The sequence below is a fragment of the Paraburkholderia sp. A1BS-2L genome, assembly GCF_051125205.1.
Lineage (GTDB): Bacteria > Pseudomonadota > Gammaproteobacteria > Burkholderiales > Burkholderiaceae > Paraburkholderia.
In genome coordinates this window covers 1,370,975-1,396,767 of record NZ_CP120429.1, presented here as the reverse complement: position 1 = coordinate 1,396,767, position 25,793 = coordinate 1,370,975, and the positions used below count along the sequence as shown (strand labels likewise).

General features: G+C 64.8%; 23 protein-coding genes. 8 read left to right on the top strand and 15 right to left on the bottom strand.

Annotated features, from left to right (window positions below; all coding sequences use genetic code 11):
* Positions 1–316: 316 nt before the first annotated feature.
* Positions 317–637 (top strand): hypothetical protein, encoded by a 321-nt coding sequence (locus P5W98_RS21040; protein ID WP_421026156.1) that lies wholly within the window; start codon positions 317–319, stop codon positions 635–637.
* Between the two features lie 70 nt (positions 638–707).
* Positions 708–1,490, top strand: coding sequence for a DUF2968 domain-containing protein (locus P5W98_RS21035; RefSeq protein ID WP_421026157.1), 783 nt, complete (start codon positions 708–710; stop codon positions 1,488–1,490).
* A gap of 441 nt (positions 1,491–1,931) precedes the next feature.
* On the opposite strand, the gene P5W98_RS21030 is transcribed toward P5W98_RS21035, so the two are convergent.
* The 7 genes from P5W98_RS21030 to P5W98_RS21000 form a co-directional block, all read right to left on the bottom strand.
* Positions 1,932–2,261: a DUF4148 domain-containing protein gene (locus tag P5W98_RS21030; RefSeq protein ID WP_421026158.1), complete on the bottom strand. Its 330-nt coding sequence runs from the start codon at positions 2,259–2,261 to the stop codon at positions 1,932–1,934.
* Positions 2,262–2,458: 197 nt separating this feature from the next.
* Complete coding sequence (gene gndA / locus P5W98_RS21025) at positions 2,459–3,868, bottom strand: NADP-dependent phosphogluconate dehydrogenase (RefSeq protein WP_421026159.1); 1,410 nt, start codon at positions 3,866–3,868, stop codon at positions 2,459–2,461.
* A gap of 137 nt (positions 3,869–4,005) precedes the next feature.
* On the bottom strand, positions 4,006–4,644 hold the full coding sequence (locus tag P5W98_RS21020; protein ID WP_421026160.1) for a DUF938 domain-containing protein: 639 nt from the start codon (positions 4,642–4,644) through the stop codon (positions 4,006–4,008).
* Between the two features lie 50 nt (positions 4,645–4,694).
* Positions 4,695–5,312, bottom strand: a complete 618-nt coding sequence (locus P5W98_RS21015) for a pyridoxamine 5'-phosphate oxidase family protein (RefSeq protein ID WP_421026161.1) — start codon at positions 5,310–5,312, stop codon at positions 4,695–4,697.
* A 125-nt stretch (positions 5,313–5,437) separates the two neighbouring features.
* Entirely contained in the window at positions 5,438–6,307 is an 870-nt protein-coding gene (locus tag P5W98_RS21010; RefSeq protein ID WP_421026162.1) for an NAD-dependent protein deacetylase, read from the bottom strand.
* Positions 6,308–6,331: 24 nt separating this feature from the next.
* The gene (locus tag P5W98_RS21005; protein WP_421026163.1) at positions 6,332–6,523 is read right to left on the bottom strand and encodes an oxidoreductase-like domain-containing protein; all 192 of its coding nucleotides are present in this window, start codon (positions 6,521–6,523) and stop codon (positions 6,332–6,334) included.
* A gap of 122 nt (positions 6,524–6,645) precedes the next feature.
* Positions 6,646–8,100 (bottom strand): DUF2252 domain-containing protein, encoded by a 1,455-nt coding sequence (locus P5W98_RS21000; protein WP_421026164.1) that lies wholly within the window; start codon positions 8,098–8,100, stop codon positions 6,646–6,648.
* A gap of 204 nt (positions 8,101–8,304) precedes the next feature.
* Between P5W98_RS21000 and P5W98_RS20995 the strand changes: the two genes are divergently transcribed.
* Positions 8,305–8,925: a LysE family translocator gene (locus P5W98_RS20995; protein WP_421026165.1), complete on the top strand. Its 621-nt coding sequence runs from the start codon at positions 8,305–8,307 to the stop codon at positions 8,923–8,925.
* Between the two features lie 229 nt (positions 8,926–9,154).
* Positions 9,155–10,132, top strand: coding sequence for a 2-dehydropantoate 2-reductase (locus tag P5W98_RS20990; RefSeq protein WP_421026166.1), 978 nt, complete (start codon positions 9,155–9,157; stop codon positions 10,130–10,132).
* Between the two features lie 108 nt (positions 10,133–10,240).
* Here P5W98_RS20990 and P5W98_RS20985 read toward each other — a convergent pair whose 3' ends face one another.
* Together P5W98_RS20985 and oxlT are read right to left on the bottom strand one after the other, a co-directional pair.
* Positions 10,241–11,284, bottom strand: coding sequence for a LysR family transcriptional regulator (locus P5W98_RS20985; RefSeq protein ID WP_421026167.1), 1,044 nt, complete (start codon positions 11,282–11,284; stop codon positions 10,241–10,243).
* Positions 11,285–11,315: 31 nt separating this feature from the next.
* Complete coding sequence (gene oxlT / locus P5W98_RS20980) at positions 11,316–12,629, bottom strand: oxalate/formate MFS antiporter (RefSeq protein ID WP_421026168.1); 1,314 nt, start codon at positions 12,627–12,629, stop codon at positions 11,316–11,318.
* A 360-nt stretch (positions 12,630–12,989) separates the two neighbouring features.
* Here oxlT and P5W98_RS20975 point away from each other — a divergent pair, with 360 nt between their 5' ends.
* The gene (locus P5W98_RS20975; protein WP_421026169.1) at positions 12,990–13,934 is read left to right on the top strand and encodes a LysR family transcriptional regulator; all 945 of its coding nucleotides are present in this window, start codon (positions 12,990–12,992) and stop codon (positions 13,932–13,934) included.
* Between the two features lie 80 nt (positions 13,935–14,014).
* Here the strand turns inward: P5W98_RS20975 and P5W98_RS20970 are convergent, their stop codons facing one another.
* The 5 genes from P5W98_RS20970 to P5W98_RS20950 form a co-directional block, all read right to left on the bottom strand.
* The gene (locus P5W98_RS20970; RefSeq protein WP_421026170.1) at positions 14,015–15,070 is read right to left on the bottom strand and encodes a hypothetical protein; all 1,056 of its coding nucleotides are present in this window, start codon (positions 15,068–15,070) and stop codon (positions 14,015–14,017) included.
* Between the two features lie 178 nt (positions 15,071–15,248).
* Complete coding sequence (locus tag P5W98_RS20965) at positions 15,249–16,073, bottom strand: fumarylacetoacetate hydrolase family protein (RefSeq protein ID WP_421026171.1); 825 nt, start codon at positions 16,071–16,073, stop codon at positions 15,249–15,251.
* Between the two features lie 137 nt (positions 16,074–16,210).
* Complete coding sequence (gene frc / locus P5W98_RS20960; RefSeq protein WP_421026172.1) at positions 16,211–17,458, bottom strand: formyl-CoA transferase; 1,248 nt, start codon at positions 17,456–17,458, stop codon at positions 16,211–16,213.
* Positions 17,459–17,889: 431 nt separating this feature from the next.
* Positions 17,890–18,618, bottom strand: coding sequence for a GntR family transcriptional regulator (locus P5W98_RS20955; protein ID WP_421026173.1), 729 nt, complete (start codon positions 18,616–18,618; stop codon positions 17,890–17,892).
* Positions 18,599–18,835 carry a hypothetical protein gene (locus tag P5W98_RS20950; RefSeq protein ID WP_421026174.1) on the bottom strand — a complete coding sequence of 79 codons (237 nt, stop codon included), beginning with the start codon at positions 18,833–18,835 and terminating at the stop codon, positions 18,599–18,601. Before P5W98_RS20950 ends, P5W98_RS20955 begins: the two co-directional genes overlap by 20 nt.
* Positions 18,836–19,368: 533 nt before the next feature.
* Here P5W98_RS20950 and P5W98_RS20945 point away from each other — a divergent pair.
* On the top strand, positions 19,369–19,815 hold the full coding sequence (locus P5W98_RS20945; protein ID WP_421026175.1) for a DUF2917 domain-containing protein: 447 nt from the start codon (positions 19,369–19,371) through the stop codon (positions 19,813–19,815).
* 141 nt (positions 19,816–19,956) lie between these two features.
* On the opposite strand, the gene P5W98_RS20940 is transcribed toward P5W98_RS20945, so the two are convergent.
* On the bottom strand, positions 19,957–21,120 hold the full coding sequence (locus P5W98_RS20940) for a porin (protein ID WP_421026176.1): 1,164 nt from the start codon (positions 21,118–21,120) through the stop codon (positions 19,957–19,959).
* Between the two features lie 504 nt (positions 21,121–21,624).
* Between P5W98_RS20940 and mprF the strand changes: the two genes are divergently transcribed.
* Together mprF and P5W98_RS20930 are read left to right on the top strand one after the other, a co-directional pair.
* Positions 21,625–24,237, top strand: coding sequence for a bifunctional lysylphosphatidylglycerol flippase/synthetase MprF (mprF, locus tag P5W98_RS20935; RefSeq protein ID WP_421026177.1), 2,613 nt, complete (start codon positions 21,625–21,627; stop codon positions 24,235–24,237).
* Entirely contained in the window at positions 24,234–25,622 is a 1,389-nt protein-coding gene (locus P5W98_RS20930; RefSeq protein WP_421026178.1) for a virulence factor family protein, read from the top strand. The genes mprF and P5W98_RS20930 overlap by 4 nt, the downstream gene beginning before the upstream one ends.
* The last annotated feature ends 171 nt before the right edge of the window (positions 25,623–25,793 follow it).

Sequence of the window (25,793 nt, the reverse complement as noted above, 5' to 3'; positions counted from 1 at the left end):
TCGCTGTTTCCACGCCACGTACGGCGCGGATACGTATCCGGGATGCGCGTGGGGCCGCTGGCGTTCGCCTGCGATACCCTGCCAAGCCGGAATTGGCGAACGGCCCCCATTATATCGTCCCATGCGTGGCGCTCTTCTTTCGCGCGCAGCCGCGAGCGCCGCGCATGGGCAGCGGCGCTGCCCGCCCAGGCTCGCGCACGCCCGGCCCATTCGCTTGCGTGCTCGCCTATACTGGGTCCTGCTGCTCTCATCAGACAATCAGACAATTAAGCGAAAGGCCTCTCGCTGTGGTGCAACGTCCGTGAGGAACACCAGGATGAATAAAGCCACTTTCCTTTCCGTGCAGATCAATGTCGAAGACGTCGCCGCCTCGCCTGGCCTCGTCGAATTGCTGAATAACCATCTCGTCTTTGCTGCCGACGTCGCGGAAGCCGCCGACGAACTGATTCAGCACGCCAGTATCGCGCGGCTTTCCGGCGGCCGGGAAGCCACGGTCGAAATTCCGGCCATCGTGGTCGAGCGCCTGCGCGACGCGCTCGACGCTCTGAGCGGTTATGACGAAACCTGGCTGTTAGCGCTCGAACCCGGCCACACGCTATTCGACGATATTGCACGTCAGCGTCGCCTGCTGCATTGAGCGTGCGCGTAGCGCAGGCCACCCCGGCCGCGCGCCACGAAGCGTGACGTGACATTTTGGGGGAAACGCCGTGAAATCGTTCCTGAATCGCCGCAGCGCCGGGCTCTCCAACGGCGCCTCGCATCTCGTCGCCGTCGAACCCGGCACGCCACCCGAAGCCGCACCCGAGAGCGATGCTGCGCACGCCGCCGGTGGAGGCGTCGTCATCGACGATGGCGCGCCCAGCGGCGCCGAAACGCTTGCTCCGAACTCGCCCGATGCCGGCCCGATGGCGCGCCCGGTCTCCACGCTGCACGCGGTGCCGGCCGTGCCCGCACATCTGAGCAACCGGCCCGTGCAAGTCGCAGAGGGCGCTTCGTTCGAAGCGCTCGCAGCCGCCGGCGAACTCATCACTTTCCGCGTGTTCCGCAGCTTCGACTATGTCGTGACACTGCTGTTTCATGGCCCCACGCTCTCTTACTTCGTGACCCTGCATCAGGACAATACGCTCTGGCACGCCTTGCGGGCCGCCGATCTCGATTCGGCCAGCGCGGCGTTTCATCATCTCGAAGACCAGGCGACGCGCCTTGCCGACGGTGAAACCCGTCTCGCCCAACTGGCGGCGCAAAACACGCTGCTCACAAAGCAGATCGAGCAGGCGGAAACGCAGGCCGAACGACTGCGCGTGGACCTGCAGCGCCATGCGGAGCAGGAGCACCGCGTGAGCGCACGCCAGCATCAGGTGCGCAAGGACGTGGCGCAGCTCGAAGCGCAACGCATCGCCGCCCAGGCGCAGCTGAACAAGGCGCACCGAACAATCCATCAACTGAGCGTGGCGAGCAACGAAGGCGTGCCGCATCTGCCGGGCCGTTGAAGCCTTCCTGCCAATCGCATGAACCGCATGCCCAAAAGAAAAGCGCGGGCCGGAAAAATACCGGGCCGCGCTGGGACTGCATACTGCTACTGCGTACTGCAACTTCGTGCTACGTACTGCAACTGCTAATGCAACCTCTTTGCTAACTGCACCTTCTACTGCTGACTACGTGTTGCTACCGCCTGCTGATACTGCAACTGCCAACTACACCTCTTTGCTAACTTCACCTTCTACTGCGCACTGCACCTTCCACTACTGACCGCTGCGCAAAACAACATCTACTACGTACTGCTTACTCCAACTGCTACACCTTCTACTTGCGTACTACCACTTCCACTACCTGCTGCATAAAACAACTTCTACTACACACTACACTTTCCAACCGCCACCTGCGCGAAGCCACTCTGCGCGATTTCGCTTCAACCTGCGGCCACTAACCACTTAGTGACCGAAATAAACCGATTGCGACGGGGCAACTTGCCGCGGCTGCACTGCCGGGCCGCCCGCCTGCGAGGTGCCCACAGCCGGCGCGCCGTAACCGCTGGTATCGCCACGCGCGAGTTTTTCCTGGGTCACGCGGGCCTGCGCGGCCTGCAGATTCTGCGGATAGTTCACCTGGTTATCCGCCGGGTTGTAACCGGCCTGTTCGAGCTCGACGAGCTCCGCGCGCACCTGGGCGCGGGTCAAACCTTGCTGGCTCGACTGTGCAAACGAAACGGCCGGGATAGCGAGTGCTGCGGCCACCACAACTGCAGGGAAGAACTTTTTCATGATTTGACCTCCATCTGGTTTTGTGTCCGCTTCGAACTCTTTGTTCGTCAGCGTTTGATGTAAGTCTAGGCGTTTACCCGTACCAGGGTAAACCTCAATTACGCAAAACATCGTTGCATAAACGTCAATAAAAAAGGGAACCCGATGGCTCCCTTTTTCTCTCAACAGCGTTCAGCAAGCGTTAGCCCTTGTGCGCCTCATGACCAGTCGGCGTGGAAGTTGCCAGGCTTGTCCACACGCTCGAAGGTATGCGCGCCGAAGAAGTCGCGTTGCGCCTGCACGAGGTTCGCGGGCACGCGCGCCGAGCGATAGCCGTCGAAGTACGCGATCGCCGACGAGAACGCCGGCACCGGCACGCCCGAGTTCACCGCCTGAACCACCACTTCGCGCAGCGCCGCCTGGTAGTTCGCGGCGACGTCGCGGAAATAAGGATCGAGCAGCAGGTTGTCGAGCTGCGGGGCCTTCGCGTAGGCGTCCATGATCTTCTGCAGGAAGCGCGCGCGGATGATGCAGCCCGCGCGGAAGATCTTCGCGATCGTGCCGTACTGCAGATCCCACTTGTACTCGTCCGAGGCCGCGCGCAGTTGCGCGAAGCCCTGCGCATACGAGATCACCTTCGAGAAGTACAGCGCGCGGCGCACCGCTTCGACGAACGCCTTGCGCTCACCCGGGAACGGCTTGGCGTCCGGGCCCGCGAGCACCTTGCTCGCGGCCACGCGCTGCGTCTTGAGCGACGAGAGCACGCGCGCGAACACGGCTTCCGTGATGAGCGGCAGCGGCGCGCCCACGTCGAGCGCGTTCTGGCTCGTCCATTTGCCGGTGCCCTTTTGCGCGGCGCGGTCGAGAATCACGTCGACGAGATACTGACCCGTCTCCTCGTCCTTCTTGCCGAAGATCTTCGAGGTGATTTCGATCAGGTAGCTGTCGAGCTCGCCCTGGTTCCATTCCGTGTAGACCTGGCCCAGCTCCTCGTTCGAGAGCCCGAGCACCTGCTTGAGCACCGCGTAGCTTTCGGCGATCAACTGCATGTCGCCGTATTCGATGCCGTTGTGGACCATCTTCACGTAGTGGCCCGCACCGTCCGGACCCATGTACGCGACGCACGGCTCGCCATCGGGCGCCTTCGCGGCGATCTCGGTGAGGATCGGCGCAACCAGATCGTAGGCGTCGCGCGGGCCGCCCGGCATGATCGACGGGCCCTTGAGCGCGCCTTCCTCGCCGCCCGAGACACCCGTGCCGATAAAGTGCAGGCCCGCCTTCGCGAGCTCCTGGTTGCGGCGGATGGTGTCGGTGAAATGCGAGTTGCCGCCGTCGATCAGGATGTCGCCCTGGTCCAGCAGCGGCTTGAGCGCGGCGATGGTGGCGTCGGTGGGCTCGCCGGCCTTCACCATCATCAGGATGCGGCGCGGCCTTTCGAGCGACGCGACGAACTCTTGGAGCGTGTAGGTCGGCACGAGCTTGCGCTCGGGGTACTCAGCGATCAGCTCGTCGGTTTTCTCGCGGGTGCGGTTGAACACCGACACCGCATGACCGCGGCTCTCGATGTTGAGCGCGAGATTGCGCCCCATCACGGCCAGACCCACCACGCCGATTGGCTGTTTGCTCATGTTGAATCTCCACTTCAATCGATTGGGGCAATGCCGCGCGGCTTCGATCGGACAATGCTGCGCGGCATCGATCGTGCAAGGATAAGGGAATCCTCCTCCCCGCGGCGTGCCGGAGCGCGCAAGAGTGCGGCCATCGCCTACTGGCTCGCCGTAGCCGCCTGCTTGCGAAAGACCACGCTGAAGTTATTGGCCGGCATCGGCACCACGGCCTCGCAGGTAAAACCTTCGGCCTGCGCGAGCGCTTCGACGGCTTCGAGGTCGCGCACGCCCCACGACGGATCGCGCGCGCGCAAATCGGCATCGAAGGCCTCGTTCGAGGGCGCCGTGTGCACGCCGCCGCGCCGGTACGGACCATAGAGCACCAGCGCGCCGCCCGCAGGAACGCGCGCGCCCGCGCCCTTCATCAACGCGACAGCCGCCTCCCAGGGCGCGATGTGAATCATGTTGATGCAGACGATGGCGTCCACGGCATTCACGGGCCAGGGCTCGCGGCGCACGTCGAGATCGAGCGGCTCGCGCAGGTTCGCGAGGCCCGCATGCGCGCGCCACGCGGCGATGGACAGGCGGGCGCGCGGATCGGCGTCGCTCGGCTGCCACTCGATGCCGGGCAGCGCAGCCGCGAAATGCGCGGCGTGCTGGCCCGTGCCGCTCGCGATCTCCAGCACAGTGCCGCGCGCGGGCAGCGCGCTGCGCAATACGTCGAGGATCGGCGCGGCGTTGCGCGCGGCGGCGGGCGCCGTAAGGCGGTGGATATCGTGATCCTCGGGATCGTTCATCGTGTCGTGGATTCGGGTTGCGTGGATATGCGTGGAATTGCGTGGATCGGTCAGTACAGGCTCTTCTTCATGCGCTCGGCAAGGTCGGCCTCGTAGCGTTCGACGTCGAAGGTCTCGCCGTATTGCTCGGCGTTCACGCGCCGCAGCATGTCGCCCGCGCTCGGCAGCTGCGAGCGCTCGACATGGCGCGCCGGATCCCAGAGGTTCGAGCGCACGATCGCCTTCGCGCAGTGGAAGTACACGCTCTGCACGTCGATCAGCAGCACCGAGCGCGGCGGCTTGCCATCCACGGCGAAGCTCGCGAGCAGATCGGGGTCGAGGCTCACGCGTGCGCGGCCGTTCACGCGCAGCGTCTCGCCCACGCCCGGCACCATGAACAGAAGGCCGACCTGCGGCGCGGCCACCACGTTGCGCAAGCTATCGACGCGGTTGTTGCCCGGGCGGTCGGGCAAGGCCAGGGTGCGCGAATCGAGGATGCGCACGAAGCCGGGCGCGTCGCCGCGCGGGGAGCAGTCGAGGCCTTCGGGGCCGCCTGTCGCGAGCACCACGAACGGCGACAGTTCGATGAAGCGGCGGTAGTCCGCGTTCACATGATCGATTTCCTTGCGCAGCGAGCGCTCGTTCGGCGCGCCGTAGCAGGCTTCGAGTTCCGCGATCGTGTTCGGCATGAGGCTTCCTTGTGGCTTCCTTGTGGCTACTTTATGGCCGTGTCGCTGCTTCGCGACCGCTTCATGGTGCTGCGATGCTGATGCCCCTCGCGCACTGCCTGAAATCGTGGCGCTAATCGTGACGCCTATGCCGCATTCAGGCGCGCGGCCAGTGCTTCGAGCGTGGCCGCGCACGGCGCCGCCACTTTGAGCGCGAGCAGCGGGTCGGCGCGTGTCTTGCCGAGGTTGATCGCCGCCACGGGCTTGCCGCGCTGCTGCGCCCACGCGCAGAAGCGATAGCCCGAATACACCATCAGCGACGAACCGACCACCAGCACCGCATCCGCCTCGTCGAGGGCCGCCGAGGCCGCCGCCACGCGCTCGCGCGGCACGTTCTCGCCGAAGAACACCACCGACGGCTTGAGCACGCCGCCGCACGCCTCGCAGGCGGGAATATCGAAGGCCTGCTCGCCGTCGAAGTCGAGATGCGCGTCGCCATCGGCGGCGGGCTCGGCGTACGCGTCCGCCAGCGCCGGATTGCCGGCTTCGAGACGCGGCTGTAGCGACGCTCGCGTGTATCGCGCCCCGCAATCGAGGCAATGCACGTGGCCGATGCTGCCATGCAGCTCGATCACATCGGAACTGCCCGCACGCTGATGCAGGCCGTCGACATTCTGCGTGACGAGCGCGGCGATCCGCTGCGCCGCGCCGAGTTGCGCAAGCGCGCGATGCGCGCCGTTGGGCTGCGCAAGGCCGACGGTCGGCCAGCCGATCATGCTGCGCGCCCAATAACGCCGGCGCGCGTTTTCGGAGCCCAGGAATTCCTGCAGCGTGATGGGCGGCGAGCGCTTCCACGTACCGTTTTCATCGCGGTAGCCGGGAATGCCCGAGTCCGTGCTGATGCCCGCGCCGGTCAGCACGAACAGGCGCGGGTGACGTTCCGCGAACGCGTGCAGCGCGTCGAGCGCGGCGGAGTCGGGCTGGCTGGCAGCAAGCGGCAAAGCGGGATCGAACATGATGGTCTGGCGGGGGGTACGGGATCAGCGATCAGGCGGCCGGCGCGCGGCCTCGCGCGCCTCCCAGGCCTTCATCGCGGCGCGCCAACGGTCCATCTCTTCATAGTAGAGATCGAAGATGCAGGGACTGCAGCCGCTCTGGCAGCAGTCTTCATCATTGGGCCGCTCGGGCGGCGATGGACGCGGATCGTCCTCGGAATGGGAAGGCAAATGCATGAATGCGTGGCGATGTGGCGATTCGGCACGCCCAGTATACGGGACCATGCGAACGCGCGTGCGGGACCGCATCAGCCCTGAACTCGACGGATTCGGCGCGCCAGCCCCCAGACCCGCCAAATTCAGACGCGGAAATCGGCGGCCATGTCCTCGTCGCTGCGCGCCACGATCTCGCCGCTGCGCGCGGCCTTGACGAACGCTTCGTAGTCGCGCTCCACCTGATCCGCGTAGCTGGCCGCATAGCCCCCGAGCGCTTCGGCGAACGCGTCGCCGCGACCGATGTATGAGGCGATCTCGATGGCCGCATTGCCCGACTTCGCGTGCGCACGCGCCATCGCCCAGCCGCACAGGCGCGCGTAGCCCGCGAGCAACGTGCTGTCGAGCAATTCGAGGTCCACCGAGAGCTTCATGTCGCGCAACTGGCGAAAGTAGAAATGGCGTCCCGAGGGGCCTGTGGACCAGCCGAGAAACAGATCGCTCGCGGCCTGCAGCAGACGCTGCCCCTGCACCACGCGCGCACCCTCGTGCTTGAATCCGGGCCCCTTGAAATACCGGGAAATCACGGATTGGCGCGCCTCTTTCAACTGCAGGAAAAGCGGCTTGTCGTGATGATCGACGAGCAGCATCACGAGGCAGCGCGTGCCGACGCTGCCCACGCCCACCACCTTGAAGACGAGATCCTGGATCGCGAAGTGTTCGAGCAGCTCGCGGCGGTCGGGCGCGAGCGTCTTCAGATAAGCCTCGTAGGTCGGCATGATCATCGAGCGCCAGTCGCTGTGCGTGAGCCAGTTGTCTTCGTGCTCGTAAAGCGAGTTCGGGCCGTGCACGTGAAAGAGCGCGAGCGGGGCGTCGCGGATCGTCCAGTGCGGGGCGGCGGGCGCTTCGCTGCTTTCACCATTGCCCGGATCGCTGCGACCGTGACGATAAGCGAGCTTTTCCAGCATGCTCTCGTGGGTGCGGCCCGCGGCCTTCTCCATGCCGCGGCGAATCAGGCGCCGGCCCTCGGGCGTGAGCGCGGTCTCCACCATGCGGTCGAACGTGATCTTGTCGTACCAGAGTTCCAGTGCGCCAAAATTCGCGTACTCGCGCATGCGGTCGCGATACGTGTTCACCGTCGCCATGACGAGATCTTCGGCCACGCCGCGCGAAAAGCGCAGATGACGCGCGGCCACCACGAAACTCGCCACGAGGCGCTTGAGGTCCCACTCCCAAAGGCCGGAAGCCACCTCGTCGAAATCGTTGAGATCGAACGCGAGCTGGCGCTCGGGCGTGGCGAAGCCGCCGAAGTTGAGCAGATGGCCGTCGCCGCATATCGGCATGACCATGCCCGTGTTAGGCACATGGGCGAGATCGTGAGCCTGCAGGATCGCGCTGCCGCGAAAGAACGTGAAGGGCGAGACGATCATGCGCCCGTAGCGCAGCGGCACGAGATTGGGCACGCGCCCCCCGCTGCTCTGTTTGAGCAGCGCGACCGGGTCGCGCTTGAGCTCGCCCACCTGCTTGTGGCTCGAGCGTTTGGCGCGTTCGCGCGCGGCGCGGCCAGCCGCTTCGCGCTCGGCAACGGTCTTTCCATTCATGAACGGCTCCAGTTCTCGGGGATGTTCGTGGATGCACTCCGCACCGGCCGCTCAGCAAGGCCGCACGCGACTGGCGTATTTAAGCGTGCGGCCCTTTTTTGCGCAAGCGGACCGGCGCGCGATTTCGCGGCCCGTGGCGGATACGCTTCGCGCTAGAATCGCGCAATGCGCCACTGGGCGCGCGCACCGTGCCGAATCCCGATCATGTCCCTCACTGCCTGGCTCTTTTTCCTGCCCGCCTGCTTCGCGCTCAATATGGCGCCGGGGCCAAACAATCTCCTGTCGATCAACGTGGCCGCGCGCCACGGCTTCATGCGCGCGCTCGTGGGCGGCACGGGCCGGCTGGTCGCATTCGCGGCGATGATCGGGCTCGCGGCAACCGGGCTCGCATTCGTGCTGCGCGCGTCGGAAGCCATTTTCTTCGCGATCAAGCTCGCGGGCGCGGCCTACCTGATGTGGCTCGCCGTGCAGCTTTGGCGCAGCGACGCCGCCCCGATCGGCATGAAGCTCGACGACGACGCCACGCTCGCGCGCATCGCCCGGCGCGAGTGCCTCGTGGCGGCGGGCAACCCGAAGGCGATCCTCGTGTTCACCGCGTTCTTGCCGCAGTTCGTCAACGTCGCCAAGCCGATGCTGCCGCAATTCGCCGTGCTGGGCGCGAGCTTTCTCGTGCTCGAATGCGTGGCCATCGCGCTCTACTCGCTCGCAGGCATGTACCTGGGCCGCTGGCTCACGCGCGCGAGCGTGCGCCGCTGGTTCAATCGCGCGTGCGGCGCGTTTCTGGGCATCATTGGCATGAGCTTCCTGCTGGTCCGCCGTGCCTGATCCACGCCCGCCCCAAGCCCTGCTGATCTCGCGAAATCGCTGCAAACCCCGGGAAAACACGTAGTCCATAATGTTTTCCTGATGATTGCGCCGACAAACTTTAACTGTCGTTAATCGACGGCAGCCCCTATGCTCGAACCATCGCCTGCGCGTGCGGCGAGTGGCCTGAATCACCCTGTCACTCGCATCGCGCGCGGGCACGCGGTTTTCAACGTCATTGGGGGAATCCATGAAGATCTGCATCTTTGGAGCGGGCGCCATTGGGGCCATGATGGGCGTGCAGATGGCCCGCGCGGGCGCCGACGTGAGCTTCGTCGCACGCGGCCCGCATCTGGCCGCCATGCGCGAACGCGGCGCGCGTCTGTTGATGGACGGCGAGGAGTACGTCGCCAAGGTCCGTTGTACGAACGATCCGCGCGAGCTGGGCGTGCAGGACGTAGTGATCATCACGCTCAAGGCGCATTCGGTGGCGGGCGTGATCGATTCGATGCAGCCGCTCATCGGCAAGCACACTGCCATCGTGACGGGCACCAACGGCATTCCCTATTGGTACTTCTACCGCCACGGCGGCAAGTTCGAAGGCTCGCGGCTCGAAAGCATCGACCCGGACGGCTCGCAATGGACGCGCCTCGGGCCCGAGCGCGCGATTGGCTGCGTGCTCTACCCTGCCGCCGAAATCGAAGAACCGGGTGTGATCCGTCACGTGTACGGCAAGAAGTTTCCGATCGGCGAGCCGTCGGGCGAGCGGACCTCGCGCATCGTGCAACTGCACGAAGTCATGACGGCCGCCGGCTTCGACGCGCCGATCCGCGAGAACATCCGCGACGAAATCTGGCTCAAGCTGTGGGGCAATCTCTGCTTCAATCCGATCAGCGCGCTCACGCACGCCACGCTCGACATCATCACCGAAGACCCGGCCACGCGCGCCGTCGCGCGCACGATGATGCTCGAAGCACAGCGCATTGCCGAGCGGTTCGGCGTGAATTTCCGCGTCGACGTTGAGCGGCGCATCAACGGTGCGGGCGCGGTGGGCGCGCACAAGACCTCGATGCTCGTCGATCTGGAACAGCGCCGGCCGATGGAAATCGATCCGTTGCTGACCGTCGTGCAGGAGATGGGGCAACTCGTGGGCGAAGCCACGCCGGCCATCGACACTGTGCTCGCGCTCATCAAGCAGCGCGAACGCATGGCGCAACGGGCGGCCTGAAAATAAGTAGCGTGAAATAAACGGGCCGCGCTCGAAAAGCGCGGCCCGTTTTGCATTTGAAACACGAAAGAGAAAGGAAAAGCGCTCGCGAGGAGCGCCCGAAAGAAGTCAGCCGATGCGCGCGAGCACGGCGGTTTCGCGTTCGAAACGCGGCGCGACGCGGGCGTCGTGCGTGACATGCGTCGATGCGGTGGCGGCGTGGTCTTCTGCAATCTGGCCGTCCGCGGCGAACTGTGACCACGCGGCTTGAGCGCAAGGACGCAACGAGCGATTGCGGCGCCGCACGAGCATCGTGCTCACCATCACGACCGGCTGCAGCACGCGCGCGACGAGCGGTCCCGCCGGCACCGGCCAATGGCACGCCGCGCCCGATGCGTCGCCGTGCTTCGCGCGCGCGCCGTCGTCGCTGATGGGCAGAATGCCGATGCCCATGCCCAGTTGCGCCATGCGCGCGACGCCTTCGACATGCGCAAGCTCCTGAACCGGACGTCCCTCGGGCCGCAGCCCCTGGAGCGCGCGCATCACCGCGCCATGGCAGCCTGCATCGCGATTGAGCGTGAAAAGCGGCTCGCGCGCGAGTTCGTCCCAGCGCAGCGCTCCTTGCAGCGCGAGCGGATGATGCGAGGGCAGCACGGCACACAACGGCGTGGCGGCAAGCGGTTGCATCTCGAAGTTGGCGCTCGTGAACGGCATGGCTTCGGCGATCACGCCGAAATCGGCTTCGCCCTGCTCGACGGCCTGCAAAACGGCGGCTTGCGGCAAGTCCCGCAATTGCAGCGTCAACGAAGGAAACGCCGCCGCACAACGTGCGAACGCGGCGGGAACCCAGCCTGAGGACAGCGCTGGATTGCTCGCCACGAGTACGACGCCGCTATATTCATGATGCGCGTCGCGGCCTTCGTTCAACGCCATTTCGATCTCGTCGAGCAAGCGCCCGATGCGCCGCTCGAACCCACTGCCTGCGAGCGTGAGTTCGACCTGGCGCGTCGTGCGATCGAACAGCTTCAGATCGATGGCCTCTTCGAGATCGCGCACGCAGCGGCTCACCGCCGACTGCGTGAGCCCGAATTCGCGCGCGGCACGCGTGAAACTGCGCTCACGCGCGACCGCGACGAATACCTTGAGTTGCTGCAGCGAAACGTTCATCGACATGGTCTGGCCCGTGTCAGCGTATATTCGCGGCTCATTCGCCGGTCTGCAGGCCGGCCGGATTTGCCGAGAGCGAGGCGGAATGCTCGTCGCTGCGCTCGATCAGGCGATGGCGCATGGGCGCGAGGATGAACTTCGCGCCGATGCCCGCTGCGATCGTGATGATCGCCGCTGCGATGAACACCGCGCTCCAGCCACCCGCTGCCGAGAGCACCGAGGCCACCGGCACGAGCAGTGCGGCCGTGCCCTTCGCGGTATAGAGCGTGCCTGCGTTGGCTGCGGCGTACTTGCTGCCGAAGGTGTCGGCGCAGATTGCCGGGAAGATCGAGAAGATCTCACCCCAGAACAGGAAGATGAGCGCGGCGAACGTGATGAACGCATACGGGTTCGTGCCGTACTCCATCATGCCGAGCAGCGCGAGGCCTTCACCCACGAAGATGAAGAACATGGCGTTCTCACGGCCGATCTTGTCGGAGATGAAGCCGCACAGCGGACGCGTGAAGCCATTGCAGATGTTGTCGATCGACAGCGTGAGCGTGAGCAGCGGCAGCGTCGCGCCGAACACGGTCATCGGCATGCGCGCAAGACCCCAGTCCTTCGCGATCGGCCCGATCTGCGCGGTCGCCATCAGGCCGCCCGCGGCAACGGCAACGAACGCCACGTAGATGACCCAGAATACCGGCTGCTTGACCATCTGCCCCGGCGTGTAGTCGACGCGCGAGACGAGGCGGCGGCCCGCTGCCATGGCGGCGCGCGGTGCGGGCTTCACAAGCAGCAGCGCGAGCACGAGAATCGCCACGCCCTGCAGGATGCCGAAGAAGAAGAACGTGTGCTCGTAGCCCGAACGCGAAATCATGTTCGCGATAGGGATCACGGTGACGGCCGCACCCGCGCCAAAGCCCGCCGCGGTCAGGCCCGCTGCGAGACCCCGACGGTCCGGGAACCACTTGAGCGCATTGCCCACGCAGGTGCCATACACGCCGCCCGCGCCGATGCCCGCGAGCACCGAGCCTGCATAGAGCATCGGCAGCGTGGTCGCATACGAGTAAAGCACCCATGCGAGGCCTGCGCACACCGCGCCGCCCATGACAACCGGGCGGGGGCCGAACTTGTCGACGAGCCAGCCTTCGATCGGCACGAGCCAGGTTTCAGTCAGGATGAAGATCGAGAATGCCAGCTGAATCGAGGCTTCGCCCCAATGATGGCGTGCGTTCATGGGCGCGACGAAGAGCGTCCACGCGTACTGCAGGTTGGCAACGAGCGCCATGCATAGCATGCCCACCACCAGTTGACCCCAGCGGTTCGTCCAAAACGGACCACCTTCGCTCCTTTGACTGATTGCATTCATCTCGGTTGTCTCCACTATCCGATCAAGAATTGCAGCCGCTTTTCCGGCTTGCATAAACATCGACTTATAGACTTCGAATCCACCCTAATTTACTGCTTATTTTTATTCTCATCGGCACATAAAAATTCGAATGAAAATACGTAATTCCCCTTTCATTCCGCGAATTCATAAAGTGCCTGAGAAGTACGTCAAGCCACCTTTTATTACGGGTTTTCCCGCTATTTATCGCTTTTCCAGGCGTTAACCCGCATGTCAAAGCACGGCATTCGAACGCCTTTCAACTCATGCTAGGGTGATTACTCGATTACTCATAATTAAAGTTTGTTATTATGTTGATTCAGTATCCTTTATGGTTCGACCATGACCATGCGAAACGCCACGCTGCGCCAGTTGAAAGTCTTCGAGACCGTGGCGCGCCACCTCAGTTTTTCGCGTGCCGCCGAGGAGCTTCATCTCACGCAACCGGCGGTTTCCACGCAGGTCAAGCAGCTCGAGGACCACGCGGGCCTGCCGCTGTTCGAGCAGCTCGGCAAGAAGATCTATCTCACGCCTGCCGGCTCGGAAATGCTGCACTACAGCCGCGCGATCATTCAGCAGTTCCATGAAGTCGACGAGGCCATGAGCCAGCTGAAGGGCATCTCCGGCGGCAAGCTCAACGTGGCCGTGATCAGCGCGGGCGACTACTTCTTTCCTCGCCTGCTCGCCGAATTCACGCGCCGCTACAAGGGCGTGCAGCTCAATCTCTCGGTGCACAACCGCGAGCAATTGCTGCAGCAGCTTTCGACCAACCAGACCGATCTGGCGGTCATGGTGCGCCCGCCGCACACGACCGATGCCATCAACGAAGCCTTCGCCCCGCACCCCTACGTGATCGTGGCGGCGCCCTCGCACCCGCTGGCGAACAAGCGCAACATCAAGCTGAGCACACTCGCGAACGAGGCGTTCATCGTGCGCGAGCGCGGCTCGGATACGTGGAATTCGATGGAGGAAGGGTTTGCCGGCAAGATCACGAACCTGAAGATCGCAATGGAGATCCAGAGCACCGAGACGATCAAGCAGGCCGTGATCGCCGGCATGGGCATCGCGTTTCTCTCGGCGCACACGGTCAGCCTCGAATTGCAGGTCGGACACCTCACGGTGCTCGACGTCGAGGGCTTCCCGGTAATGCTCAACTGGTACCTCGTGCACCGCAAGAACAAGCGCCTGCCGCCGGTCGCGCTCGCCTTCAAGCGCTTCCTGCTCGAGGAAGGCAAACAGCTCATCGAAGACATCACCCGGGTGTCCGAGTCGTCACTGCATAAGTAAGACGTGATGGCTCAAGGGGCAACTATCAGGCAAGCCTGATCGTTTGCTCCTTTCCCCCCCGAATTGTTGAACGGGTTGCCTCAGTGCAATCCGTGGTGCAGCCCCTGGCGCAGCCCCTGGCGCAGCCTGAGCGCGCCCTCGCGGCTGCGATTGCGTCTGCGGCGCGGCAAGTCCTGCGAGGCGTGATGCAGCGTGCGGGGCGTTTCGAACGGTGGTTCGCAGTCCGCCAGCCAGAGGTCGAGACTCGCGGGTTCGAGCGCGCAGCGGCCGCAAGCCGCCGCGAGCCAGACACTGGGCACGCCTGCGAAGCGGGATCGAGCAGGCGGTTTCGACGCGATCCGCGCGTCCGCGTCGGCCTGCTCACCGGCAGACGCACGCACGATGCCCGGACGCGGCGCAACCGGGAGGCGCGCGCCGCCCATGAGACGCACGCCGAATGCGGCGGCCAGCACGCAGGCGGCCACCAGCACGGAAAGCCCTAATTCGGCGGAGGCCAGAATGCGCACCGCCGCAAAGCCGTAGCCCAGTATCGCGAACAGAACGAACGCAATCGCATGCACCACACAATCGCCCGGCCGGAATGGCAAGCGGCGGCGCTCGTTCATGCCTGCGCCGCCGCTCATGCCAACACTTGCGCCATATGCGAACGCGCTCGCGGCCGCGCCAGCGAGCAGCGCGCCCAGCGTTGCCGTGACGTAAAGCGCAGCGCGCCCCGAAGTGGACAGCGCCGGCATCATCAGGAAGCTGACAAGGCAGACGCCCATGGACACCGCGCTCACCACGCAGCCCGCCACTGCGGTGGCCCGCGCGCGCTTCGCGAGGTTGTGCCGCGCACCCAGCCATAAACCGGCAAGCACGCCGCATTCCGCAGCGCCCACCGCATCGGGCCGGTACGCAACCAGCGCCGCCAGCAAGCCCGGCGGCACCGTCAGTAGCAGTGCGAACGATATGGCGAGCGCGGTGCGCACCCGTGGCGCCACCTCGCGCGCATGCTTGCAGCGCGGCTTCGCGCGCTCGGGCGCGCGCCGCGCCCATGCCGGCGCGAGCGCCGCCAATTGTGCAAATACACATGCAAGCCACGCGTACAGCAGGCTGCCGCCAAGCCATGCCACGTCGCCTGCCAGTTGCTCCGGCATCTCTCCTCCTCGCACGCGGCACTCATGCCGCGCACGTAATCCGTTCGCGCTTCGAATGCCTGCTTGCGGCGCGCCTTTCGTTGCGACCCAATCGTTCGTCTCGTCGCGCAATGCATCATGTCGTGCATCGCGCGACACGCGCGAGCGTTCTCCTGCTGGTCCCGGACTGCTTGTCCGGCTACGCCGCTGTTATCGCCTCGCGGCCCGCGTGCGCCGGATCCTGCGCGGCGCCGGCTTTCGCACCCAAGGCGTTCACCAGCGTGCCGATGCCTTCAATCGCGACCTCGACCGTCGCGCCATCGCCGATCGAGCCCACGCCCAACGATGTCCCGCACGCAATCACGTCGCCGGGTTCGAGCGTGAGGTCCTGCGAAATCAGGCTCACTTGCTGCGCGGGCGTGAACACCATGTCGTCGAGCGGATAGTTCTGCCGCTCCACGCCATCGAGCCGCGTCACGACGCGCGCGCTGCGCCAGTCGAAACCCGAAACGATCGCAGGCCCCAGGCAACAGAATGTATCGAAACCTTTAGCGCGGCACCATTGCGGGAAGTGCGGATTTTCCGCGAGCAGGCCCGCCGCGGTCACGTCGTTGACGATCGTGTAGCCGAAGATCGCGTCCTCTGCCTCGGCAAGACTCGCATTGCGGCAACGCTTGCCGATCACGACGCCCAGTTCGCCTTCGAAGACGATTTTTCCCGCATAGTGAGCGGGCCGGCGAATCGGCACGCCCGATCCGATCACCGACTCCTTCGGCTTGATCAGAAAGAGAGGATGCTCCGGAACCGGCTTTTCGAGCTTCAACGCAAGCGCATGAAAATTGTTCCAGAGCGCCACGACCTTGCCCGGCGTGCAGGGGGCGAGCGGCGTGAGCGTGCGCAGCGAGAGCACTGCGCCGGTGGGCACCGGTTGATCGAGCCCTTCGTATTCATGCAGATAACCGTCCTCTACGCGGCCGAACACGATACTGCCGTCGTTCGCCATCAAGCGCATCCATGTGTCCATGCTTCGCTCCATCGTTGCGTGGCGCGCGGCACGCTGGCGCCGCGCGGTCCGTCGGTTCAAAGATTCAGTCGTTCATGGGCACGGGCGCATCGTTGCGCCCGCATCGATCTTCGCGTGCTGCTTCACATACCGGCAGTTCAGATCGCGCCCGAAGCGCGCAGCGAACGGATATCCGCCTCGCTGTAGCCGAATTCGGCGAGCACTTCGTCCGTGTGCTCGCCCAGCAGCGGCGAGCGCGTGACCTCGGTGGCGCTGTCCGAGAGCTTGATCGGGTTGCCGACCGTGAGGTACTTGCCGCGCACCGGATGGTCGACCTCGACGATCGTGCCGGTTGCGCGCAGCGATTCGTCGGCGGCAATCTCCTTCATCGAAAGAATCGGGCCGCACGGAATGTGCTGGCGATTGAGCACCGCCATCGCTTCGAACTTGGTGCGATGCATGGTCCAGCGCTCGATCTCGGCGAAGATCTCCTTGAGATGCGGCAGGCGTGCGCTGGCCGTGGCGTAAAGCGGATCGTCGATCCATTCCTCGCGGCCGATCAGCTTGCAGATGCGGTCCCACACGGGCGCCTGCGCGATGAAATAGATATACGCGTTCGGATCGGTCTCCCAGCCCTTGCATTTGAGAATCCAGCCCGGCTGGCCGCCGCCCGAGGCGTTCCCCGCGCGCGGCACGGCGTCGCCGAAGCTCTCGTTCGGGTACTGCGGATACTCCTTCATGACGCCATCGCGATCGAGCCGCTGCTGGTCGCGCAACTTCACGCGGCACAGGTTGAGCACGCCGTCCTGCATGGCGGCCAGCACCTTCTGCCCGCGCCCGGTGTGAGTGCGTTGATACAGCGCCGTGACGATGCCGAGCGCGAGATGCAGGCCCGTGCCGCTGTCGCCGATCTGCGCGCCGGAGACGACTGGCGGGCCGTCGTCGAAGCCCGTGGTGGAGGCGGCGCCGCCCACGCACTGCGCGACGTTCTCGTAGACCTTGCAGTCCTCGTAGGGGCCCGGGCCGAAGCCCTTCACCGAAGCCACGATCATGCGCGGGTTGAGGGTCTGGATATGCTCCCAGCTGAAGCCCATGCGCTCCAGTGCGCCGGGCGCGAAATTCTCGACGAGCACGTCGCAATCGCGGATCATCCGCTCGAGCACGCGCTTGCCTTGCGGATTCTTCGTGTCGAGCGTGACCGAACGCTTGTTGCCGTTGAGCATCGTGAAGTACAGGCTGTCCGCGTCGGGGATGTCCCGCAGCTGCTCGCGCGTGATGTCGCCAGCGCCGGCGCGCTCTACCTTGATGACGTCGGCGCCGAACCATGCAAGCAATTGCGTGCAGGTCGGGCCCGATTGCACATGCGTGAAATCGAGAATGCGCACCCCATCCAGTGCCTTGCCCATGTCATGTCTCCCTTGGTTAGTCGTGGCCGGGCGAGTTTCGAAAAATCGGTGGACTGCGGGAGCGCCTGGGCGTCCGCGGTTGCTGCTTTGCTGCGTCCTTGTTCAATACAGTATGTGATATATCACAACGAAGCAAGAGGGGATTTACCGCGTGCAAATGCAGGTTGAATCAGCCGAAATCCTTACCTGGCAAGGTTTTGAAGGAATTTATGCAGTTTTGGCGTACAAGGAGCAAGGGAAAACCCCGAGTCGATAGTGCCGAGATATTTCAGATTCCGTGCGCGGGATTGGGCGTCCTGCCTTGATGCGCATAAAGTCTCGCCGGCAGGCCTCCTCGCCTTCCTCGCCCACGATGACCGCCGCCCAAGCAAAAAAAGCGGGCGACCTTATGGTCGCCCGCCTTTCTCAAGTGAATGACTGCCCTGCTGCGCTCAGTCCAGAAAATCGCAATGCTTCTCGACGTAAGCCGCAAGATCGAGCGAATGCTGGCGCACGAGCCGCTCTGCAAGCTCGGTATCGCGCTTTTCGAGCGCCTCGATAATGCGCAGATGATCGACGATCGAGCGCGATGCCCGGTCGCTCTGCGAGATCGTCATGCGCCGGATAGCGCGCACGTGCACGAAGATGTTCTTGATCGTATCGAGGATCAACTGCGACTTCGAAAGCTCGACGATGGCCTGATGGAACGCGATGTTGGCGTCCGAATACTCGGCGATATGCTCGGCCGGCGTGCTGTCGCGGAAATTGTCGAACATGTGGCGCAGCTTCGCGATTTCCGCGTCCGTTGCGTGGATCGTCGCGAGGCGCGCCGCCATGCTTTCGAGCGCGGCCCACATCTGGATCATCTCGACGATCTCGCGCTTGCTCTTGCGCACGATATAGATGCCGCGACGCGGCACCATGCGCAGGAAGCCTTCCTGCTCCAGCAGCGTCATGGCCTCGCGCACCGGCGTGCGGCTCACGCCAAGCGTCTCGCTCAGCACGCGCTCGTCCAGCCGGATTTCTTCGCGTGTCTGGTAGATATCCGCGTCGGCGATGGCCTGGCGCAACATCGCGTAAGCCTGATCGCGCAGGCTCAGCGTGGCGTTGATGGGCTGCAGCGCCAGCTTGAGCGACGCGGCTTCCCGGGTAGCGACTGCTTCAGTGTGTTCTGACGACATTCATTGCCTCTTTAACAACTCGCACGCCGACCAGCGGGCGGCGCTCCGCATGCAAGTCCAGCTTCGCGCGCGGCGCCACGCCGAGGCCGACAAAACGGCCATGCTCGGCCGCCTGCTCGATGGCCGCCCGCGGCAGCCATTTGGCGATCATAACCGTTGCCGCCACGCCTAAGCCGACAACTGACAAACCGAAGACTGCGAGAGATATGAAATCCATTTGAAGCTCCACAAGATTGAATCATCGAATGACTCAATCATATGCTGCGGCGCCACAAAAATCAATATTTCGTATGTGGTATATCAGATACAAATATTCACTCTTTTGTCTTTCTGCAGCACGTCTCTCCGAGTCCTCAGACCGCCAAAATCGTTCCGCATGAGAAAAGAGCCCATCCTGACGGAAACCGGCGCGCGCGACAAGGGGCGCGACGACGGACCGGGAACCAGGCGAAGCGGTTGCGAACATCGATTCCCTACCGTCGAGTACGACTTGTCCTACAAATCTTGTTGACAGTGCAAGCGTGCCCCCGCACACTCGACCCATGCACACATCCGTCACCTTCATCCACGCGAACGCGATGAATCACCCGTGGCATATGCCCAAAGGCATGGCATGGGGAATGTGTGCGGACGAGCAATCCGGGTAGTCCAGTCTGTCGTACGCAAATCACAGCCCCGCCGGCATCGACGGGGCTGTTGTTTTTTGTGTGACTGTGTCCCGTCCGTCGGCTTCTCATCATGGAGAACACGATGGATTCCGCTTCGCAGCAGGCCGATCGGGAAGGCGCTTCTGGTGCTTTCCGTGCTTTCACTCCCTTCGCCGCCTTCGCGCACGATGAGGTGCTGCCAGCCCTGTCAATCCACTTTGCCGTGCCCGAGGCCAGCACATTCACATGGCGCGTGCGCGCGGACGGGACACTGCACGTCCGCGGCGCGCGTATCTGGCTCACGCGCGCACGCTCGCCTTACGACTATTGGCTGAATCCGGGCGAAACGCTGCGGGTCTATCGCGGCGAACGCCTCTGGCTTAGCGTAGACGCCGGAAACTCCGCCGCACCAAGCGCCGCCGCGCCGGGCGCCGCTGCGTGCGTGACGCTCACGAGCGCATGGCGGCCGCCGTTTGCAACGGTGCGGAGCGCCGCCGGGCGTTGCGTCAACTGGTTCGCATTGCTCACGGCACGCCGCCTTGCCCGTTAGCGGCCTCGACGAGTCCGGCGGGCGCCGGCGCCCGCCGCAGTATGGGTGGACGCCGCATCGAGCCCGCCGCAGCCACCCTGAAAAAAGGCCGGACGCGCCGCCCATGCAGCGCTCCCGACCTTCATCAAGCACCGTGACGCGTCAGAACTTGTGCCGCAGGCCCAGATTGAACATGGTCTGCGTCGCCGTGCCGTTATAGCCGTACGAGCCAATCGACGCCTCGGCTGGCATCGAGCCGCCCAGGCCGTCGCCCTGGTCGCCGCTTGCGTGCTGCCAGCCCGCCGTCATGTAGATGTCGGTGCGCTTAGAAAGGCTGTAATCCGCGCCGATCGACACCTGGTGGTAATTTGCGTTCGTGTCGCCATTGGCATGCGTATAGGCATAGCCGAGGCCGAGCAGGAGCACCGGTGTCAGGTGATAGTTCATGAAGCCCTGCCCCGTGTTGTACTTCTCGGTGCCGTGGAATACCGAGCTGCCGTCCGGCGCGTATTGCGCGTTGCTGTATCCGAGCCCGAAGGTGAATTGGCCGAGCGAGTATTGCGCCGCCGCGCGTGCAATGGAAAGCGAGTGAGCGCTCACATAGCCGCGGTTGATGGAACTGTCGAAGGTGCCGTCCGAGGTGCTGCTCCATCCGGTGGTCCGGATGCCGCTGCCCGCCTGGCTGTTGGCCGCGTAGAAGTAGCCACCCGCGAGCGAGACAGGTCCGCGGTTGTACGCCACCGCCGCCGAATACGATTGTTCGGCCCCCGTCGAGCCGGCGATGCCGCCGAACGAATACATGGCGGCGGCCTGCAGGCCGTTCCAGACTGGCGTGGTGTATTTGACGGCGTTGTTGACGCGGAAGCTGTTGTCATAGTTGTCGACGTCGCCGGGCGTCGCGAATACGGAACCCAGGTAGTTGTCCTCGGTGATGCCCTGAACAAGGTCGATCACCGGGTCATATTGGCGCCCGAGCGTGAGCGAGCCGTACTGCGCTGCCGTCAGGCCCACGTATGCCTGGCGGCCGAACAGGCGGCCGCCCTGGCCCAACGCCCCCGTCGACGGATTAAAGCCGCTCTCCAACTGAAAGATGGCTTTGAGGCCGCCGCCCAGATCCTCGGCGCCCTTGAGGCCCCAGCGCGAACCCGACAGATTGCCGTAGCTGCTGTTGCCGAGCGCCCAGAGATTCTTGTTGCCGTTGGCGTGATTGACGTAGGTAATGGACGTGTCGAGGGTGCCGTACAGCGTGACGCTGGTCTGCGCATGCGCGACGCCGGCGGCGCCGAGCGCGACGAACGAAAGCGAAGTCAGGGCGAGTCGTTTCACGTCTTTCTCCTGTCGGCCTGAGTATGTGCTGAAGCACTCACTCAGGCCCGATGCAACGCCGACGCAGTCGAACTTCCGCAGTCAAACAGCAGGTGACCGAATCAGACTACCTCCACCGACACCCGAAGTAAAAGAATTAAAAAGCGTGTCTCGAATTGGTCACAGTGGTTTCAGAAAGGACCCAATCCGGCCGTAAACATCATTGGGTTGCGAACGATACAATGCCCCGCTCCGCTCTTTGGATTATCCGGCCCTTTGAGACTTCCCTCGATGTTTCTCGGGCACGGGGTCAACCATCAGGTCGCTCCGCGCGTTTGTTTTTTTACCAGTCATTTACCAAACGTTTACGGTTTGGCTCGCCGTAAAGGCCAGCCCCACGGCCCCTTGCGCTGCCTGCCGCGGCAACGCGCAACCGCCGGACCCATCGACAAACACTATGCGATGCCGCCCTGAAGACGCCAACCACGGCGCCCGCGCGGCATCGGAGAATCGCCAGGTCAACCCATGTTTGAATCGCCCCCTTCGCGCATTGCGCGCCCCGCCGCCGTGGCGTTGCGCCGCCGCGCCCGCGCGTTGCGCCTGCAGCGCTTCGTGGCGCCGGCCTTCGCCATCGGCATCTGCGCGCTGCTGCTGCTGGTGTTTCAGCACCTCTCGCAGTCCGTCGACTACCGCTCGGTCATTCGCCAGCTCTGGCACCTGAGCCCGGCGCAATGGACCGGCGCGCTCGGCGCCACCGCCATCAGCTTCGTCGCGCTCGTGGGCCGCGACGCGGTCGGCCTGCGCTACCTCGGCGCGCGCGTCTCGCGCAGTGCGCTGTGGGTAGGCGCCATCGCCGGCTCGGCGCTCGGCAACGTAACGGGCTTCGGCGCGCTCACGGGCGGCGCCGTGCGCTGCCGCGTCTACGGCGGCGCGGGCGTCACGGCGGCGCAAGTCGGCCGCATGACGGTGTTCACGAGCGTCACGCTCGCGCTCGCCCTCGCGCTCATGAGCGCGCTCGGCATGGTCGGCGCCGCCGACACGCTCACGGGCCTGCTGCACCTCTCGCCCGAAGCGCTGCGCTGGATCGGCGGCGTGGTGCTCGCGCTCGGCGCGGGGCTCATCGCGGCCTGCCCCAGCGAGGCGCGCGAAGCCGCGCCGTTCAAGCGCGCCTGGCTGCGCTTCACCGTCCCCGCGCGGCGCGACCTCGTCGCACAGTTGCTGCTCGCAGCGCTTGACGTGGTCGGCGCGGGCCTCGCGCTGTGGTCGGTGATGCCGCACGCGCATATCGGCTTTGCCGACTTCCTCACCGTCTACAGCGTCGCCATGCTGCTCGGCCTGATCGGCCACACGCCCGGCGGCATCGGCGTGTTCGAGGCGGCGATGGTGTTCGCACTCGGCGAGAGCGTGCCGGGCCCCAAAGTGTTCGCTGCCTTGCTCGCCTATCGCGCGATCTATTTCGGCGCGCCGCTCGCGCTCTCGGCTGCGCTGCTCGCCGCGTTCGAAGGCCGCGCGCTCAAGAATCCGCTCAACACGGACTTCGCGAGGCGCGGCGTCCATGGCGTCTCGCAGCTCGCCCCGCTGTTCCTCGCCATCGTCACCTTCGTGACCGGCAGCATGCTCGTGATCTCGGGCGCCACGCCCGCGTTCACCAAGCGCATAGAACTCCTGCAGAATTTCATCCCGCTCTGGGTGCTCGAAAGCTCGCAACTGCTCGGCAGCCTGTTCGGCGTGCTGCTGCTGTTCGTCGCGCGCGGCCTGCTGCGCCGACTCGACGCCGCCTGGTGGCTCGCTCTCATGCTCGCGGTGGCCAACCTCGCGCTCTCGCTCACCAAGGGCCTCGCGTTCGTCGAAGCCGGCGTGCTGTGCGTGCTGATCGCGCTGTTGCTCACCACGCGCCGCCGCTTCAACCGTCATTCGTCGCTGTTCGCCGAACCCTTCACACCCGCGTGGCTCGCCTCGGTGGGCTGCGTGATCGCGCTCGCCGTGTGGGTGCTGTTCTTCGCCTTCCGCGATGTCGAGTATTCGCAGCATCTCTGGTGGCAATTCGCGTTCGACGAACGCGCGCCGCGCGCGCTGCGCGCGACCCTCGGCGCGGGCGTGTTCGCAGCGGCGCTCGCGTCGTGGCAACTACTGCGTCCGGCCGCGGGCCGCTTCGTGATTCCCGCGAGCGAGGATCTGGCCGAAGCCGCGCGCATCGTGCGCGCGCAGGAACGCAGCGACGCAGGCCTCGCGCTCATGGGCGACAAGAGCTTCCTGTTCTCGTCCTCGCGCAACGCGTTCCTCATGTATGCGAAGCGCGGGCGCACGTGGGCCGCGCTGCACGACCCGGTGGGCCCGCGCAATGAATGGCCCGCGCTGATTCGCGAGTTCGTCTCGCTCGCACACGCGCACGGCGGCCGCGCCGCGTTCTATCAGGTTCGCGCCGACGCCCTGCCGCTCTATCTCGACGCCGGCCTCACGCTGATGAAGCTCGGCGAGGAAGCGCGCGTGATGCTCCAGGAGTTCGATCTCAAGGGACCGCAGCGCGCCCATCTGCGCTATGCGCTCAAGCGCGGCGAACGCGACGGCTTTACGTTCGAGCACATCGATCCTGCGCGCATGAGCGACAGCCTGCCGGTGCTGCGCGCGATCTCCGACGCGTGGCTCGAGGAGCGCGACGTGCGCGAGAAGAGCTTCTCGGTGGCCGCCTTCGACGACGACTACCTCGCCGCGCAACACGTGCTGCTGGTGCGCCAGAACGGCGCGCCGCTCGCTTTCGTGACCTTCATGACGACCGACCTCAACACCGATGCGACGGTCGGCGTCATGCGCCATCTGCCGGGCGCGTCGCCTTACGCGATGGAGTATCTGTTCACGCAACTTTCGCTGCATCTGAAGGGCGCCGGCTATCAATCGCTGTCGCTCGGCATGGCGCCGCTCGCCGGCATGGGGCCGACGCCGCTCGCTTCGTCGTGGCACCGCCTCGCCGGGCTGATCTGGCGCTTCGGCGGCAAGTTCTATAACTTCCGGGGGCTGCGCGGCTTCAAGAACAAGTTCGCGCCGCGCTGGGAACCGCGTTATCTGGCTGCATCGGGCTCGATCAGCGTGTTCATCACCCTCGCGGATCTTTCGTTGCTGGCAGGAGGCTGGCGCTCATGAATTTTCGTACTTTCTCGCTGCCGCGCCTCGCGGGCGCTGCGGCGGGCGCCGCCGTGCTCGCGCTCTGCGCGGTTCAGGTCAACGCAACCGAAACAGGCGCGCCGTCACACCCCGTGCCCGCACGCGTCTCGGGCGGCCGCTACGGCGATGTCGCCGTGACCAAACCCACCGGCGCGATGCGCGGCTTTGCCGTGCTGTTCTCGGCGGGCAAGCACTGGAGCGCCGCCGACCAGACGCGCGCCGACGCCCTCGCGCAACACGGCGCGCTGGTCGTGGGCGTGGATACGGAGCGCTACGCAAGCAATCTCGCGGCGGTGAAGAACGAGACCTGCCACAAGCTCTATGGCGACGCCGAAGCGCTCAGTCATCAACTCGAACGCCAGCAGGCATCGAACCAGTACTTCGCGCCGATCGCGATCGGCAGCGGCCAGGGCGCGCTCGTCGCGCAACGCATGCTCTCGCAAGCACCCGCGAACACGATGGCGGGCGCGGTGTCGCTCGATCCCGCCGCGCAGCTCGACGCACGCTTCTCGCCCTGCCCCGCCGACGCTACGCTGTCGCGCGGCAACGGCCTGCCCGGCTTCTTCGAGCAAGGCGCAACGACCGTTGCTAATGCAACCAAATTGCCCGCAGAGACTGGCGCCACTCACCCGGCGCCGCACGCATTTGCCGCGAACCTCTCCGATGCCGACAAGCTCGTCGCGCTCACCGCACCGCATCTGCGCGTGCAGACGGAGAGCGAGGAAGACGTGTCGGATCTGCCGCTCGTCGAGCTGCCCGCCGCGCATCCGACCGACATGCTCGCAGTCGTGATTTCCGGCGACGGCGGCTGGCGCGATCTCGACAAAACCATTGCGGAAGCCCTGCAAAAACAGGGTATTTCGGTGATCGGCTGGGACGCGCTGCGTTACTTCTGGAGCGAGAAGAGCCCCGCACAAACGAGCCATGACCTCGCGCGCGTGCTCAACACCTACGCCGCGCGCTGGCATGCGAAGCACATCGCGCTGGTGGGCTATTCGTTCGGCGCGGACGTGATGCCGTTCGCCTACAACCGCCTGCCCGACGCTCTGCGCGCGAAGGTCTCGTACATGTCGCTGCTCGGCTTCGCGCCCGACGCCGATTTCCAGATCCGCGTGACGGGCTGGCTCGGCATGCCCGCGAGCGAGAAGGCGCTGCAGGTGCGCCCAGAACTCGCGAAGGTGCCGCCCGCGATCGTGCAATGCGTCTATGGCGCCGATGAAAAAGACACGTTGTGCCCGGCGCTCGCGAACACCGGCATCGAGCTTGTGAAGACGGGCGGCAGCCATCACTTCGATGGCGACTACAACGCCCTCGCGGCGAAGATCATCGCGGGGTGGAAGAAGGAGATTGCGGCGCGCGGGTGAGCTGCTCGCCCGCTCAAAGGCCTCAAACCTTTCACTCGCATCTGAATGAAAGGCTTTAGAAAAATTCTTCTTTCATTACAAAAAACTTTCATCTATAACGGCATCACATGTCGCGATCTCCACTATCTCGCACATGACTCAGCCCGCCAGGCCTTGTCCTGCGGGCTTTTT